Origin of the sequence: Caulobacter sp. UC70_42 (assembly GCF_044056025.1) — a bacterium.
Classification (GTDB): domain Bacteria; phylum Pseudomonadota; class Alphaproteobacteria; order Caulobacterales; family Caulobacteraceae; genus Caulobacter.
Genome location: NZ_CP171994.1, coordinates 2,890,535 through 2,905,337, shown reverse-complemented (window position 1 = coordinate 2,905,337; position 14,803 = coordinate 2,890,535). Strand labels below are relative to the sequence as shown.

14 protein-coding genes and 1 pseudogene are annotated in these 14,803 nt (G+C 66.1%); 10 read left to right on the top strand and 5 right to left on the bottom strand.

Going from position 1 to position 14,803, the window contains the following annotated elements; genetic code table 11:
• Position 1: 1 nt before the first annotated feature.
• Positions 2 to 1,579, top strand: coding sequence for a DUF4139 domain-containing protein (locus ACHMW8_RS14485; protein WP_395445981.1), 1,578 nt, complete (start codon positions 2 to 4; stop codon positions 1,577 to 1,579).
• Here the strand turns inward: ACHMW8_RS14485 and ACHMW8_RS14480 are convergent.
• Entirely contained in the window at positions 1,576 to 2,310 is a 735-nt protein-coding gene (locus tag ACHMW8_RS14480; RefSeq protein WP_395442928.1) for a DUF1134 domain-containing protein, read from the bottom strand. The genes ACHMW8_RS14485 and ACHMW8_RS14480 overlap by 4 nt on opposite strands.
• A 162-nt stretch (positions 2,311 to 2,472) precedes the next feature.
• Between ACHMW8_RS14480 and lepA the strand changes: the two genes are divergently transcribed.
• The 6 genes from lepA (at position 2,473) to ACHMW8_RS14450 (ending at position 9,335) form a co-directional block, all read left to right on the top strand.
• Positions 2,473 to 4,281, top strand: coding sequence for a translation elongation factor 4 (lepA, locus tag ACHMW8_RS14475; protein WP_395442927.1), 1,809 nt, complete (start codon positions 2,473 to 2,475; stop codon positions 4,279 to 4,281).
• A gap of 168 nt (positions 4,282 to 4,449) precedes the next feature.
• On the top strand, positions 4,450 to 5,880 hold the full coding sequence (locus ACHMW8_RS14470) for a hypothetical protein (protein ID WP_395442926.1): 1,431 nt from the start codon (positions 4,450 to 4,452) through the stop codon (positions 5,878 to 5,880).
• Positions 5,881 to 5,899: 19 nt separating this feature from the next.
• Positions 5,900 to 6,313 (top strand): very short patch repair endonuclease, encoded by a 414-nt coding sequence (locus ACHMW8_RS14465; protein ID WP_395442925.1) that lies wholly within the window; start codon positions 5,900 to 5,902, stop codon positions 6,311 to 6,313.
• Positions 6,310 to 7,473 carry a DNA cytosine methyltransferase gene (locus tag ACHMW8_RS14460; protein WP_395442924.1) on the top strand — a complete coding sequence of 388 codons (1,164 nt, stop codon included), beginning with the start codon at positions 6,310 to 6,312 and terminating at the stop codon, positions 7,471 to 7,473. Before ACHMW8_RS14465 ends, ACHMW8_RS14460 begins: the two co-directional genes overlap by 4 nt.
• A 177-nt stretch (positions 7,474 to 7,650) precedes the next feature.
• Positions 7,651 to 8,301 carry an Eco29kI family restriction endonuclease gene (locus ACHMW8_RS14455; RefSeq protein WP_395442923.1) on the top strand — a complete coding sequence of 217 codons (651 nt, stop codon included), beginning with the start codon at positions 7,651 to 7,653 and terminating at the stop codon, positions 8,299 to 8,301.
• A 113-nt stretch (positions 8,302 to 8,414) separates the two neighbouring features.
• On the top strand, positions 8,415 to 9,335 hold the full coding sequence (locus ACHMW8_RS14450) for a hypothetical protein (RefSeq protein ID WP_395442922.1): 921 nt from the start codon (positions 8,415 to 8,417) through the stop codon (positions 9,333 to 9,335).
• On the opposite strand, the gene ACHMW8_RS14445 is transcribed toward ACHMW8_RS14450, so the two are convergent.
• The gene (locus tag ACHMW8_RS14445; protein WP_395445980.1) at positions 9,308 to 10,084 is read right to left on the bottom strand and encodes a protein NO VEIN domain-containing protein; all 777 of its coding nucleotides are present in this window, start codon (positions 10,082 to 10,084) and stop codon (positions 9,308 to 9,310) included. The genes ACHMW8_RS14450 and ACHMW8_RS14445 overlap by 28 nt on opposite strands.
• 39 nt (positions 10,085 to 10,123) lie before the next feature.
• A complete protein-coding gene (locus ACHMW8_RS14440) occupies positions 10,124 to 10,693 on the bottom strand; it encodes a hypothetical protein (RefSeq protein ID WP_395442921.1) in 570 nt (189 codons plus the stop codon).
• Between the two features lie 63 nt (positions 10,694 to 10,756).
• Between ACHMW8_RS14440 and ACHMW8_RS14435 the strand changes: the two are divergent.
• Positions 10,757 to 10,929 (top strand): annotated as a pseudogene (locus ACHMW8_RS14435) (hypothetical protein).
• Positions 10,926 to 11,546: a glutathione S-transferase family protein gene (locus tag ACHMW8_RS14430; RefSeq protein WP_395442920.1), complete on the top strand. Its 621-nt coding sequence runs from the start codon at positions 10,926 to 10,928 to the stop codon at positions 11,544 to 11,546. The pseudogene ACHMW8_RS14435 and the gene ACHMW8_RS14430 overlap by 4 nt, the downstream one beginning before the upstream one ends.
• Here ACHMW8_RS14430 and ACHMW8_RS14425 read toward each other — a convergent pair.
• On the bottom strand, positions 11,476 to 11,772 hold the full coding sequence (locus tag ACHMW8_RS14425; protein ID WP_395445979.1) for a hypothetical protein: 297 nt from the start codon (positions 11,770 to 11,772) through the stop codon (positions 11,476 to 11,478). The two genes, ACHMW8_RS14430 and ACHMW8_RS14425, sit on opposite strands and share 71 nt — an antisense overlap.
• Before the next feature lie 877 nt (positions 11,773 to 12,649).
• Here ACHMW8_RS14425 and ACHMW8_RS14420 point away from each other — a divergent pair.
• Positions 12,650 to 13,738: a L,D-transpeptidase family protein gene (locus tag ACHMW8_RS14420; protein ID WP_395442919.1), complete on the top strand. Its 1,089-nt coding sequence runs from the start codon at positions 12,650 to 12,652 to the stop codon at positions 13,736 to 13,738.
• A 140-nt stretch (positions 13,739 to 13,878) separates the two neighbouring features.
• On the opposite strand, the gene ACHMW8_RS14415 is transcribed toward ACHMW8_RS14420, so the two are convergent.
• Positions 13,879 to 14,640 (bottom strand): class I SAM-dependent methyltransferase, encoded by a 762-nt coding sequence (locus ACHMW8_RS14415; RefSeq protein ID WP_395442918.1) that lies wholly within the window; start codon positions 14,638 to 14,640, stop codon positions 13,879 to 13,881.
• Positions 14,641 to 14,803 lie beyond the last annotated feature (163 nt).

The following is a 14,803-nucleotide window of genomic DNA, read 5'->3' as shown; positions in this document are numbered from 1 at the left end:
TATGCGCGCCCTGGCGGGCGCGCTCGCTTTCGCCGCCGCGCTCCCCGCCCACGCAGACACCATCGCCTCCCGCGCGCCCGAGACGGTGGCCGTCACCCTCTATCGCGACGGCGACGGACCGTTCCAGGCGCTGAACGCCTGGCAGCGCGCCCAGGCCGCCGAGAAGGGCCTGATCCTGGTCACCGAGACGCGCACGGTCGACCTGCCCGCCGGCCGTCATACGATCCGCTTCGACGGCGTGGCCGAGGGCCTGATCCCGCAGAGCGCGGCGGTCGAGGGCTTGCCCGGCAGAACGGTCGAGCGCAACTACGACTACGCCCTGCTCAGCCCCGGAACCCTGGTCGAACGGTCGCTGGGCCAGCCGATCCAGGTGGTCCGCACCAACCGCAAGACCGGCCGCCAACGGACGGTCGACGCTATGCTGCTGCAGGGCCCCAACGGCCTGCTGGTCCAGACAGCCGATGGCGTCGAGGCCCTGGGCTGCTCCGGCGGGCCCGAGCGCCTGGTGCTGTCGTCCGTACCCGAGGGCCTAACCGACAAGCCCAGCCTGTCGACCATCGTCGACGTCCCCGCGCCCGCCCGCGTGAAGCTGACGCTGTCCTATCTGGCGCTGGGCGTGAACTGGCAGGCCGACTATGTCGCGCGCATCCATCCGGACGGCAAGCGGCTGGACCTGACCGGCTGGCTGACGCTGGTCAACAGCGGCGGCAGCCAGTTCGCCGACGCCAGAACGCAGGCCGTGGCCGGACGGCTCTCACGGCAATATGCGCGCGTCGACAAGGGCCGGCCTTTGCGGATCAACCGCACCTGCTGGCCGATGGACACCACGCATCTGATCGAAAGTGACGCGGACATCCAGGTCCAGGCTCGCGCGGCCTTCGGACCGCCACCGCTGCCCATTCCGCCGGTGATCTCCGCGGCTCCGCCGGTCCCCACCAACGCCGTCGCCCGAGCCAAGCTGGCCGAGCAATCGAACCTGGGCGACTACAAGCTCTACACCCTGCCCGCGCCGGTCACCCTGAACCCGCGCCAGACCAAGCAGGTGGCCTTTCTCGACCAGAAGGACGTCGCCTTCCAGCGGCTCTATGTCGTGACGATCAATCCGTGGGACAGCGGTCGCGAGGACGAGGGCTTCCGCGCGCCGGCCGTGACCCTGCGCCTGGACAACACGGTGCGAAGCGGCCTGGGCAAACCCCTGCCCTCCGGCGCGCTCTCGGCCATGGAGACGATCGATGGCCAGCCGACCTTCGCCGGCGAACAGGCCGTGCGCGATGTCGCCGTCGGCGAGCCGCTGGATCTGGTCATCGGCCAGGCCGTCGACATCCTTGCCCGGCCGCGCCTGGTCGCCGAACAGAAACTGAAGAAGGGTCGCGTACGCCGGACCTACGAGGTCGATCTCTCGAACGCCAAGACCATCCCGGTGACCGTCGAGGTGCGGCAGAATCCGAACCTGACCAGCTTCAGGGTCGTCGCCGAACCGCAGAAGCACGACATCCGCCAGGGCATGGTCGCCTGGCGCGTGACGCTCGTCCCCAACCAGTCCCGCGGCTTCCGCTACGCGATCGAGTACGACGGCTAAAGCGGCATCCAGCGGCGTTTGCGGCTGTAGCCGAGGTAGCCGACATTGGCCCCCAGGCGCAGGCCGACCCCGGCGCGGATCGGGGCCAGGGTGATGTCGTCGGCCTTCTGGTAGTTCACGCCCAGGCCGCCGATGAGATAGGCGCTGCCCTCCACGCCCGGGAAGCGGCGGTAGATGGCGTCGGGGTACTGCAGGTTATAGCAAAGGGTGAAGACGCGGCTGGCGTTGCCGCCCCAGTCCCAACCGATCGACGGCCCCTGCCAGAAGGTCTCCAGGGTCGGACGGCCCTTCATGTAGAGCAGGCCGCGACCATAGCGCAGACCGGCCACGAAGGCGCCCGAACCTTCCTCGCCGGCGATATAGGCGGTGGGCTGACCCTTGTCCTTGAAGATCTTCTCGATCGCCGCGCCGGCGCTCTCGGCCGTCACGCCCAGGAAATCGGACGTCGCCCGGATCATCTCGTCGGCCGAATAGGTCTGGGCCCGGCCGGTATCGTAGGCCGGCGTATTGCCGTTCGACGCCGGGGCCGGAGACGGCGGCGGAGAGGCGTAGGCGTCCCGAGCGACGGGCGGCGGCGACGCGTAGGGGTCGCTCGGAGCGGGGCTGGCCGGACCGATCGGCTGCGGCGGCGGCAATTGTTCGCTGTAGCGGCTCTGGCGGGCCAGGGCCTCGGTCGCCACGGTGCTCAGACCGACGGCGGCGCCCGAGAGGATCAGCTTGCGACGGTCCATGTCAGGCCCTCCGGATCAGTTTCATTGCAACACTGTTGCAAGCCATTGAGACCGGTTTGCGGCTCCAAACTTAACGACCGGTTAAGCATGGCCGACGCGTCGCCGCGGACGGGACGTGTTCAGCCCCTCGCGAAGCGGGCCAAATGTGCTATGCGCACGGCCATGACTTCGACGCCTCTCGACAAGATCCGCAACTTTTCGATCGTTGCCCATATCGACCATGGGAAGAGCACGCTCTCCGACCGCCTGATCCAGGAGACCGGCGGCCTGACCGCGCGCGAGATGAGCGCCCAGGTTCTCGACAACATGGACATCGAGAAGGAGCGCGGCATCACCATCAAGGCGCAGACCGTGCGCCTGAAGTACCACGCCGACGACGGCGAGGACTACATCCTCAACCTGATGGACACCCCCGGGCACGTCGACTTCGCCTACGAAGTCAGCCGCAGCCTGGCCGCCTGCGAGGGCTCGATCCTGGTCGTCGACGCCTCGCAGGGCGTGGAAGCCCAGACCCTGGCCAACGTCTATTCGGCCATCGACAACAATCACGAAATCGTCCCGGTCCTCAACAAGATCGACCTGCCGGCCGCCGAGCCCGAGCGCGTGCGCGCCCAGATCGAGGACCTGATCGGCCTGGACGCCAGCGACGCCGTGCTGGCCAGCGCCAAGTCGGGCCTGGGCATCCACGACGTGCTGGAAGCCATCGTCAAGCGCCTGCCGCCCCCCAAGGGCGAGCGCGACGCCCCGCTGAAGGCCCTGCTGGTCGACGCCTGGTACGACGCCTATCTGGGCGTGGTCGTCCTCGTCAGGATCTTCGACGGCACGCTGAAGGCCGGCCAGCAGGTCCGCATGATGCAGACCGGCGCCACCCACCGCATCGACAAGGTCGGGGTGTTCACGCCCAAGGCCACCGACGTCGCCGAGCTGGGCCCGGGCGAGGTCGGCTTCTTCACCGCCTCGATCAAGGAGGTGGCCGACGCCGCCGTCGGCGACACCATCACCGACGAAAAGAAACAGACCGCCCAGGCCCTGCCGGGCTTCAAGGACGTCCAGCCGGTCGTGTTCTGCGGCCTCTTCCCGGTCGACGCCGCCGACTTCGAGGACCTGCGCGCCGCCGTCGGCAAGCTGCGCCTGAACGACGGCAGCTTCACCTATGAGATGGAATCCAGCGCCGCCCTGGGCTTCGGCTTCCGCTGCGGGTTCCTGGGCCTGCTGCACCTGGAGATCATCCAGGAGCGCCTGTCCCGCGAGTTCGACCTCGACCTGATCGCGACGGCGCCCTCGGTCGTCTACAAGATCCACATGCGCGATGGCACGGAGCGGGAACTCCACAACCCCGCCGACCTGCCCGACGTGATGCAGATCGAGAGCATCAGCGAGCCCTGGATCAAGGCCACCATCTTCACTCCCGACGAATATCTCGGCGGCGTGATCAAGCTGTGCCAGGACCGTCGCGGCATGCAGCGCGAGCTCAGCTATGTCGGCAACCGCGCCATGGTCGTCTACGACCTGCCGCTGAACGAGGTGGTGTTCGACTTCTACGACCGCCTGAAGTCGATCTCGAAGGGCTATGCCAGCTTCGACTACCAGGTCGAGGACTACCGCGTCGGCGACCTGGTGAAGATGTCGATCCTGGTCAATGCCGAGCCGGTCGACGCCCTCTCCATGCTGGTCCACCGCGACCGCGCCGAGAGCCGCGGCCGGGGCATGTGCGAGAAGATGAAGGAACTCATCCCGCAGCACATGTTCGTCATCCCGATCCAGGCCGCCATCGGCGGCCGCATCATCGCCCGCGAAACCGTCCGCGCCCTGCGCAAGGACGTCACGGCCAAGTGCTACGGCGGCGACGCCTCGCGCAAGCGCAAGCTGCTGGACAAGCAGAAGGCCGGCAAGAAGCGCATGCGCCAATTCGGCAAGGTCGAGATCCCGCAGGAAGCCTTCATCGCCGCCCTGAAGATGGACGAGGATTGATCTTTCGGCGCGCGCTTAACGATCGAGAATTTGAACGCCCTCGTCAGCGGAAGCTGGCGGGGGCGTTTTGATTCCTGCCGAAATCAGATTTCACACCGACCAACCACGCGCTCTTTAAAAAGGGCAGAAAAGTGCAATACTCGGGAAAATTGCACCAGGAATCGATACATGTCCGATCTTGTAGTTAAGAAGTCCAATGAGCTGATTGATCCTCAAGCTCAGTTACTCGTTAGCTTCCTAAAGGACATGGGTCTACCGTCTGAAAACATCATCGCCAATCAAGAGCAACGCCGTATCATTGGTGATAATCTTCAGAGCCTCGTTCAAGGACTCCCCGCAGAGGCAAAAAAAGACGCACGCTATCTGTCTAAGTTTGTAATTGGCGCAGGATTTGGCTTATTTGACTATTCTCTAAATGCCGTATGGAACGAAGTCGTCTTAAATCTACGAAGAAAAGCATCCGTGTACGGACTCGAAATATTTTTCGACTCCGCCGTTGGAGGAAGCAAAGCACGAGAGCATTACAAGACTGAGGAAGATCTTTCATCCTTAAAAGATTCAGTTCTACTTGACACATGCAGAAAACTTGAGTTAATATCCGACACTACGTACAAGAAATTAAAACACATATTGGACATGAGGAACGATGTCGGGATTTCACATCCCAACACGTACGCCATAAACGCGTTCGAATTGCTTGGATGGCTTCAGACTTGCGTGTCGGAGGTCTTGAATGACAATCCAACCGCGGCCGCGCTGCAAGTTCAAAGCTTCATCTCCAACCTACGCGTACAGACGGCCCCGCTAGACAATGCAGCCGTGCAAGGAATTACGCAGCGCTTTTCTCAACTCTCCAGCCACCTATGCGGAGGCCTCCTAAGGACTCTTTTCGGTATATACGTCGCTGCAGACACAGATCCATCCGTCAGAAAGAACATATCTCTTATAGCGCCCGCGCTTTGGGCTACCTGCAAAGATGATACAAAATATAAACTTGGAGTTGTTCTCGAGGGATACAATGTTAATCTATACAAGGAAAAATACGCCCTAGGCGAACAATTCTTCGGAGGAGTTGGCGGAAACGCCTACAGATCGCAATCCGAGCGGGTTATTATCGTAGATTGCCTAATAACTGACCTTAGAGATAAGCATAATGGGTGGGATAATTTTCACAATGAGCCCCCCGTTGCGGCAGAGCTCTATTCTTACAACCCCGACCAAGCTTCAATTCTTGAAAATCTTGCACAGCGCTTGTTCAAAACGGTTCTTATGTGCCGAATTGGCCGAGGAGTGACTTATAACGGCGGAGTATCCCCCGGAGCCAGGGGATATTATGACGCGATGCTAGCTCTTGCTGCTGACAAATACGCACCGCATGTGATGGCCTCACTTTCCGAATTCGAGATCAAAAACCGCCTTGGTAACGCACTTTGCCGGAGCCATGCGAAGGCGGCATTACAAATCGTCAAAGCGAACGTCATCAACGAACGGCTTTTGGAATGCCTTGATCATCTAATAGATAAACTGGATGTAGACCCTAATTGTGTAAACAGCCTGGAGTTTAGAAAACTGTCTGCTGGATACATCAACTGGAGCTAACCAGTCGCACGATATTGCCATGGACACCCTCTCCCCCGCCGAACGCAGCGCCCGCATGGCCCGCGTCAAGGGCAAGGGATCCAGCGCCGAAATGCTGGTCCGCCGGCTCGTTCACCGCCTGGGCTACCGCTACCGCCTGCACGGCGCGAAGCTGCCCGGGCGGCCGGACCTGGTGTTCCCCGGCCGCAAGAAGGTGATCTTCGTCCACGGATGTTTCTGGCATCGCCATCCCGACCCGAACTGCAAGCTGGCGCGGCTGCCCAAATCACGGCACGAGTTCTGGATCCCGAAGCTGGAGGGGAATCGCGCCCGCGATCTTCGCAAGCTGGCGGAGCTTGAAGCCCTGGGCTGGAGCGCGCTGACCCTCTGGGAATGCGGGCTCAAGGATGAGGCTTTCCTTGAGAACGAAATTAGAACATTCTTGGACTCATGAAGTCGATCGAACTGTTCGCGGGGGCCGGGGGCCTGGGCATCGGCCTCTGCCAGGCCGGGTTCAAACCGGCCAAGGTGGTCGAGTGGAACCGCTATTGCCGCGAGACCATCGCCGAGAACCGCCAGAGCGCGGCCTCGCCCATGGCCGGCTGGCCCGAGGTCGAGGGCGACGTGCGCCATGTCGACTTCAAGGGCCTGGAGGGCAAGATCGACCTGGTCTCGGGCGGTCCGCCCTGCCAGCCCTTCTCGCTGGGCGGCAAACACCGGGCCTATGACGACACGCGCGACATGTTCCCCCACGCGATCCGCGCCGTGCGCGAGACGCGTCCCCGGGCCTTCGTGTTCGAAAACGTCAAGGGCCTGACCCGCGCCAGCTTCCGCAACTACTTCGAATATATCCGCCTGCAGCTGGAGCATCCGGAAGTCGTCGCCCGGTCGGACGAGGACTGGTCCGAGCACCTGGCGCGGCTGGAGGAGCATCATCTACGCGGCGCGCGCGACGGCCTGGCCTATCGGGTCGTGGCCCGGGTGCTGAACGCCGCCGACTATGGCGTGCCGCAAAAGCGCGAGCGGGTGATCTTCGTCGGCTTCCGCGACGACCTGGACCTGGAATGGTCGTTCCCGGTCGCCACCCACTCGTCCGACGCGCTGCTATGGGCGCAACATCGCTCGGGCGACTATTGGGACGCGCACCAGGTCGCCAAGGCGCGGCGCCCGGATCCGTCCGACGCGCCCACCCGCGCCCTGGCGCTGCGCGACAAGCCGAGCGAGGTCGCCTGGCGCACGGTGCGCGACGCGATCGCCGACCTGCCCGATCCCGAGCTGGACCCGAAACGCGCGGCCAAGGTCGCCTACCACCGCTTCCAGCCTGGCGCGCGGTCCTATCCCGGCCATACCGGCAGTCCGCTGGACGAGCCCGCCAAGACCCTGAAGGCCGGCGTCCACGGCGTGCCCGGCGGCGAGAACATGCTGGCCCGCCCCGATGGCACGGTGCGCTATTTCTCGATCCGGGAAAGCGCGCGCCTGCAAACCTTCCCCGACAGCTTCATCTTCCACGGAGCCTGGAGCGAGGTGATGCGCCAGCTCGGCAACGCCGTGCCGGTTCGCTTGGCCGAGGTCATTGGCAAGGACGTCGCCAGGAAGCTACGCTACGCGGCGTGAGCAAGACCAATTCCCTCGACGCCGAGATCGCCGCGCTGCGCGAGCGCGTGGCGGCCTTGACCAGCCTAGCTGATACCGCGCCTTTTTCACCGGTCGCGCGCCGCAAGGTCGATCACGAGCTTCGCGACGTCATAGAGAACTCTGGAAGCCGCGCTGCGGCGACTGGACCCGATCGCCATGCCGCGCTCGGTCTTCGACCCCAGCAATCCCAAGGTGATCGGGCGGTTCACGGCCCTGGCGATGGTGGCGCAGGAACGCGCGCCCCTGAGTACGATCGGCCAGTTCTACGGATCGGGCGTCTACGCGATTTACTATCGGGGCGCTTACCCGCTCTACGCTCCGCTATCCGGGACGGAGACGCCGATCTATGTCGGCCAGGCCGCGCCCGCTCAGCAGGGCGCTCACAGCGCCCGGGATCAAGGCCCCCGGCTCGCGGCGCGCTTGAACGAGCACCGAAAGAATATCGGCAAGGCTGTCTCGACCTTGGATGTCGCCGACTTCGACGCGCGCTTTCTCGTCGTTCAATCGGGCTGGGAAACGGCCGCCGAGGACTATCTGATCCATCTGTTCAAACCGATCTGGAACAACGAGACGAACCTGCTCTACGGCTTGGGCAAACACGGCGACAGCGCCACCACGCGGGCGAACAAGCGCTCTCCTTGGGACACCCTGCACCCTGGTCGGGCGTGGGCCGCCAATTCGACGGAAGACGCGCGCGCGCCTGAGCAAATCGTCGCCGACGTCACGGCTCATTTCAGCCGACATACTCCCTACCGCGAACGCGCGACCTTGCTCGAGGACTTTTTCACGGAGCTTCGGCAAAGCTGAACGCTCGCCGATACACTCCTAGTCGAGCGCTTGAGACCCCGCCTTTTCAACGCTTTGTCGATTTTTGACGCCGTTCTGTCCCCGCCTTTTCGCGCGGCCGCACACTGGCGGCCATGACAAAGACACATCCCGACGCCCGCCCAACCTGGTTCCGCCTCTCGGAGGATTCCTGGGCCAAGATCGCCGCGGAGTATAAGAACGGCGCGACCGCCGCCGAGCTGTCCGCCAAATGGAAGGTCTCGTCGCGCAGCATCTATAGTCGCGCCGGCAAGGACGGCTGGACCAAGAAGGCCCACGGCGACGCCGTCGCGCGCGCCCACGCCGACGCCCAGACCGAGGCGGAGACGACCGCGCGCCTCCGGCGGCCGACGCCCCTGCCGGGCGAGGTCTGGCTGACGGATGACGACGCCGCGGAGGCCTTCAGCGCCGCGCCGCTGTCGACCGACCCATCAGACCTGCGGAACGCCGCGATGGCGCGGCTGGCGGCGGCGATCCAGGACGGGCGCGACCACGAGGCGCTGCGGCTGACCACCCTGGCCGATCGGCTGGCGCGGCTGACCGCGCCGCAGCCGCCGTCGGAGGCCGCCCTGGCCGGAGCGACGGCCGAGGGCTTCGACGGCGAGCGCGCCAAGCTGCTGATGACGGGCTTTGTCGACTGGCGGCCGACCAAGGCGGCGGTCGAGCACGAGACCGACCTGATGTTCCGCAGCATCTACCTGCTGGCCCTGGCCATGCTGCTGAAGCCCGAAAGCGTGCCGGCGCTGTTCAAGCGGCGGGTGATGCGCTTTCGCCGCGACTATCTGGGCGAGGACGACGCCGACGCCCTGGAGGCGGCCGAACGCACCACCGCCTACGCGTTGAAGGAGTTGGACATCACGATCATGGACTTCAACGGGCCCGAGCCGCGTCCGGCGCGCAAGGTCCCGGCGCGCACGTGGCCGCCGTCCCGTCCGCCCTATCCTAGCCGGCGGCGCCTGGCCGCGTCGGCTTCGGAGTCCGGAAGCCCTCACCCGAACGGCGGCTTCATCCTGTAGAACCGCGCCTCGCCCAGCAGGTCGTAGACGCGGCGGATGCGGAAGGCTTCGGGGCGGGCCTCGGCGAGGTCGAACTCGGCCTGGCTGAGGCCGAAGGGGGAGACCTCGCCCGAAAGGGTGGTCTTGACCACGATCAGGCGCGGGGTCTCGTCCAGGCCAAAACCGATCACATCGCAGCCGTCCGGATCGCCGTCGCGAGACGGACGGATCTTCGCCGCCAGGTCGGGTCGACCGCGATCGGACAGGCGGCGGGCCTCGAAGGCGATGATGCTGGAGACGCCCAGCCCCTTCAGAAAACGATCGTCGGCCTCGCGCCCGCCCATGTCGAAGCGCTGGATCACCCGGATCAGGCGCTCGTCCATCGGCATCGGCCGGGGCGGCGCGGCCTCGATCAGGGGCACGGCCGGCGGGGCGGTGAACAGCGAGGCGGGGCGAACGGCGGCGCTGAGCAGGGCCGGCTTGGCGGCCAGCTGCTCCTCGACCGCTTCCAGCAGCGCGGCGTCGTACGACCAGCGCGGCGGCTGGTCGCGCAGGATCGGCAGGCCGATCAGCGACAGCACCGCCGAGATCTCGCCCTGCTTCCAGGTGATCGGCATGTCGGACTTGCCGGTGACGAAACGGACGGCGCGATCGTGAGCGCCGCGATCGACCGGCTTGCCGGCGAGCGTCTTCTCCAGCTGGGCGACATAGTCGCCCACCACCACGGCGAGGTCAGCCCCCGTCCACTCGCGCCCCGATTCCCCCGTCATCGGACGATGATGCGTCACGACGGAGTGTTTCGCCACAAGCTAGGGTAAACTTGGCTGTTTCATCGCGCCCGCCACGGCCATGGGCGCGTCCTGCACGGGCATCTGGTCGGCCTGCAGCTTGGCGGCCTCCATGGCGCGGCGCACGGTGGTCACCGGCGCATCGGCGTCGACCTTGAAGGTCAGCACGGCGGTATGGGCCGGGTTCTCGCCGAGATTGGCGAAGCCGCCGTTCCGCTCGGCGTTGAAGGTCACGCCATAGGTGCGGTTGGCCAGCACCCGGCACAACAGGACGAAGGTCTTCTGATCGCCCAGCAGCCGGGGCGTCTTCACGCAGTCCATCGGCTCCGCGCCGGGCGCGGGGGCGTAGTTCCAGGCGCTGGGCGACATCTGCTGGTCGAAGGCGGCCTTGAGGATCAGCACGCCTGGCGGCACGGTCTGGTCCTGGGCCGGATAGGTCGAGACCAGGTTCGGCGGCAGGGTCGGCGGCAAGATCAGGACGGGCGAGACGGTGTTGGAGGCTTCAGGAGCCGGCTTCGTCTGGGCGTGCGCGCCCACGGCGGCCAGCACGGCGAAAGCGATCAGGACGGGAACCGAACGGCGGCGCGACATCTTTCCAAAGTGACCCTCAAGCGCGGCCTTCTCAAGGCGCCTTCACAGGCCTACATCGCCTTCATGACCGACAAAACCGAAGTCCCCGCCGACGAGACGCCGATGCAGCGCGCCCTGCGCCTGAAGAAGGCCGCCCAGGGCAAGCACGGCCACGGGGCCAAGGCCTCGACCGGCAAGGTCGAGCGCGCCAGCGCCGCGGCCCGACCGGCAAGTCAAAACCCTGGATGACCCGGTGACGATCCCCAAGGTCCTCGGGCGCGCCTCGTCCATCAACGTCCGCAAGGTCCTCTGGACCCTGGACGAACTGGGCCTGGCCTATGAGCGCGAGGACTGGGGCCAGGGCTTCGCGCCCACCAGCGACCCGAAGTTCGTCGCGCTGAACCCCAACGCCTTAGTGCCGGTGCTGATCGATGAGCATGGCCCGGTGTGGGAAAGCAACGCGATCTGCCGCTACGTGGCGGCCGACACGCCGCTGTTCCCGGCCGACCGCCGCCAACGCGCGCTGGTCGACCAGTGGATGGACTGGCAGTGCACCGAGCTGAACACCGCCTGGCGCTACGCTTTCGCCGGCCTGGTCCGCAAGACGCCCGGCTTCGACGATCCCAAGCAGATCGCGACCAGCGTCGCGGCGTGGAACACGGCCATGGGCCTGCTCAGCGCCCGGCTGGTGGACACCGGGGCGTATGTCGCTGGCGACACCTTCACGCTCGCGGATATCGTGCTGGGCCTGTCGGTGCATCGCTGGCTGTTCAGTCCGATCGAGCGCGAGGACTGGCCCACGCTTACCGCCTATTACGAGCGGTTGAGCCAGAGGCCGGCGTTTCGGACGTGGGCTGATCCGCGGGTTCCGTGATCGGCTCGGAGCCTTCCTGGGGCAGGCTGGAGATCGGCACGCCGGGCAATAGCGGCTCGCCCGTCCACTCCCAGTGCCAGGGCTCGTAGGCGTAGTTGACGAAGCCGAACCGCGGCGCGTTCACGACCATCCAGCGATAGACCGACGAGCGGGCCATGACGAGCCGGTTTGCGTCTGCGGAGCTGTCGGGCCTCAAGCCCGGCGCGGCGTCGATGACCACGTCCATGGCCAGGCCCGTGCGGTGGGCGGAGCAGATGGTGCGCCTCAAGCCCTGGCAGTTCTTGTCTCGCGCGCACCGCTGGGCGTCGGCGTCCGGGGCCCGGAAGCCCGAGAAGATCGTCAGCGACTCCGGCCGCGGCAAGACCCCCCGCCGCCCGCGCCTCGGCGACCATCTTTCGATAGGCCTCCAGCGCGCCCGGCCGCAGGCGGATGGCCTTGCCGCCATAGCTCTCCTTGGGGCCGGCCAGAGCGAGGCTGGCCTCGGGCGGCGCGCCCGGGCACATGCCCTCGCGGTTCACGCGCACGAACGGTCGCGCCAGGTGCCAGCGCACCAGCATGGTCCCGAACACCGCCGGGTCGACGACACCCGTACCCCGCAGGCCATGCGCGCCCTGCCAACGCGCCAGGGCCGAGGCGAAACCGTTCGAGCCCGGGCCGCAGGTCGTGCCGATCTCGGCGGCGATGCGCGGGGCGTAGATCTCCCAGCCGGTCTCGGGCTTGCCGAACGGGCTCCAGGCCAGGCTCGACAGCGAGGCGGCGTTGGCGGCGGCGGCGCCCTCGGGAGCGTCACGCCCGTCGCAGGTCTCCGGCGCGCCCGCCAGCGGCGGGGGCGTCGGCGGCGGGTCGATCGAGGTGAAATGCTGTTCCGCCGGCGTCGCGTAGGCGGGCTCATCGCGCGGTTGGACGCCCGGGGGCGAGACTCCACCGCTGGGCCACGTCACCCATAGCCAGAACCCGCCGCCCGCCAGCAGCAGAAGGCCAAGGCCCCAAAGCCATCGTCGCAGAACCCTCAAGTCATTCCCCGCATCCGGCCTCGCGATCCCACGGAACTTCGCCATGGCTCAAGTCTTGAGACGAGGCAGTCGTTCCGTCTTGGAGTCCTTATGACCGTCCTGGTTTCCCGCTTCGCACTGATCGCCGTGCTGGCCCTGTCGGCCTGCGATGACAAGCCACCGGCCAAGCCCACGCCGGCCAAGACGGTCCAGAAGTCCGCGCCCGCCCAGCCTCCTGTCGTCGCCGCGCCGGCGGCCGTCGCGGCCAGCTCGCCCCTGGCCCAGACGATCAACGCCGCCGCGTTCGATCCCGCCGCGACCGATCCCGAGGCGCACCGCAATCTGCTGGTCCGCGTCCAGACCCTGCTGGACCGCGCGCACTTCTCGCCAGGCGTCATCGACGGTCGCGACGGTACGAACCTGACCCTGGCGATCAAGGCCTTCCAGACCTCGCGCGGCCAGACGGCCGACGGCCAGATCACGCAACAACTGATCGACACCCTGACCGCCGGAGACGGCGGGCCGGTGCTGGTCGACTACACGATCACCGCCCAGGACGAGGCCGGCCCGTTCTCGCCGCCGATCCCCAAGGACGACTACGAGGCGATGGCCGAGCTGCCGGCCCTGAACTACCAGACCCCGCTCGAGATGCTGGCCGAGCGCTTCCACATGGACGAGGCGCTGCTGCAGGCGCTGAATCCCGGCGTCGATTTCGGCGCGGCGGGAACGACGATCGTGGTGACGGCGGCCGGCGCGGACACCTTGGATCGCAAGGTCGACCGTATCGAGATCGACAAGGCTATCGGCCAGGTCCGCGCCTTCGACAAGGACAACACCCTGCTCGCGGTCTATCCCGCCACCGTCGGCAGCACCGAGCGCCCCGCCCCGTCCGGCGAATGGGCCGTGCGCACCCTGGCCCCAAGGCCGACCTATACCTACGACCCGTCGCGCCTGACCTTCGGCAAGCCCAAGGGCAAGCTGACCATCAAGGCCGGACCGAACAATCCGGTCGGCTCGACCTGGATCGACCTGACCAAGGACACCTACGGCATCCACGGCACGCCCGATCCCAAACTGGTCAACAAGCGCGCCTCGCACGGCTGCGTGCGCCTGACCAACTGGGACGCGGCCGAACTCGGCTCGGCCGTGAACAAGGGCGCCAAGGTGGTGTTCATGGGCGCGGAGGCGCGGGCGAAATAGCCCTTCCACACGCACCAAAATTGTCATCCCGGAAAGCCTGCAAGGCTTGTCCGGGACCCGGGGGGTGCGTGAGCGTCGTGCCGGCCGCCCCTGGTTCCCGGACAGCCTCTACGAAGCTTCCGGGATGACAAGGGTTTGCATCACTTTGGCTTGCGGAACTTCAGGATGAACTGATCCGTCTTTCCCCGAATGCTCGGGTCGAAGACGCTCGCCGTATGCGGATCCGCCGCGCTCGACAGCAGCGGGCTCTCGGCCTCCAGCTTGAACCCGGCGGCCTCGACCTCGCTCTTCACCTGGGCGATGTCGATGCGGTGCAGGGCGTCCGGCGCCGTGGTCGCGCCGGGCAGGGCCGCGTGGTCGATGACCAGGAAGACGCCGCCCGGCTTCAGCGACTTGAAGATCTCGGCATTGGCCTTGGCGGCCGTGTCGACCGGGAACGGCTTCAGGTGCTGATCGTGATAGTTCTGGACGGTGATCACCACATCGGCGCCGTCCGGCAGGTCCAGCGCGGTCATCGGTCCGTTCAGCGGCTTGACGTTGGCGAGAGCGGCCGCGACCGTCTTCTGGTCCTCGCCGTACTGGGCCTTGAACTTGATGAACTCGGCCGGCTGGTAGGCATAGACCACGCCCTTGGGACCGACGGCGGCCGACAGGATGCGGGTGAAATAGCCGCCGCCCATGATGTAGTCGATGACCGTGTCGCCCGGCTTGACCTCGGCCAGGGCCAGAATCTCGCCGGGGTGGCGGGCGGCGTCGCGGGCCGTGTCGACGGCGGGACGCGACGGATCGGCCAGGGCCTTCTCGATATTGGCGGGAACCTGAGCGAACGCGGCGCCGCCGACGCTGAGCGTCCCGAAAGCCAGAACGCCGGCGAGTACCGAAACCAAGTGCTTGCGAGCCATGGGCCGCCTCCCTCTTTGCTTAAATCGAACCTAGCAGCCCAGTTCGGGATGGCGAACGACGTTCTCGCGACGTTTCAGACAGCTTTCGTCGAAAGCGGCTCTAGGCACGACCAAGCGCGCCCCGCATGATCGTTGGTAACAAATAATGGGCTGGGGAGGCTTG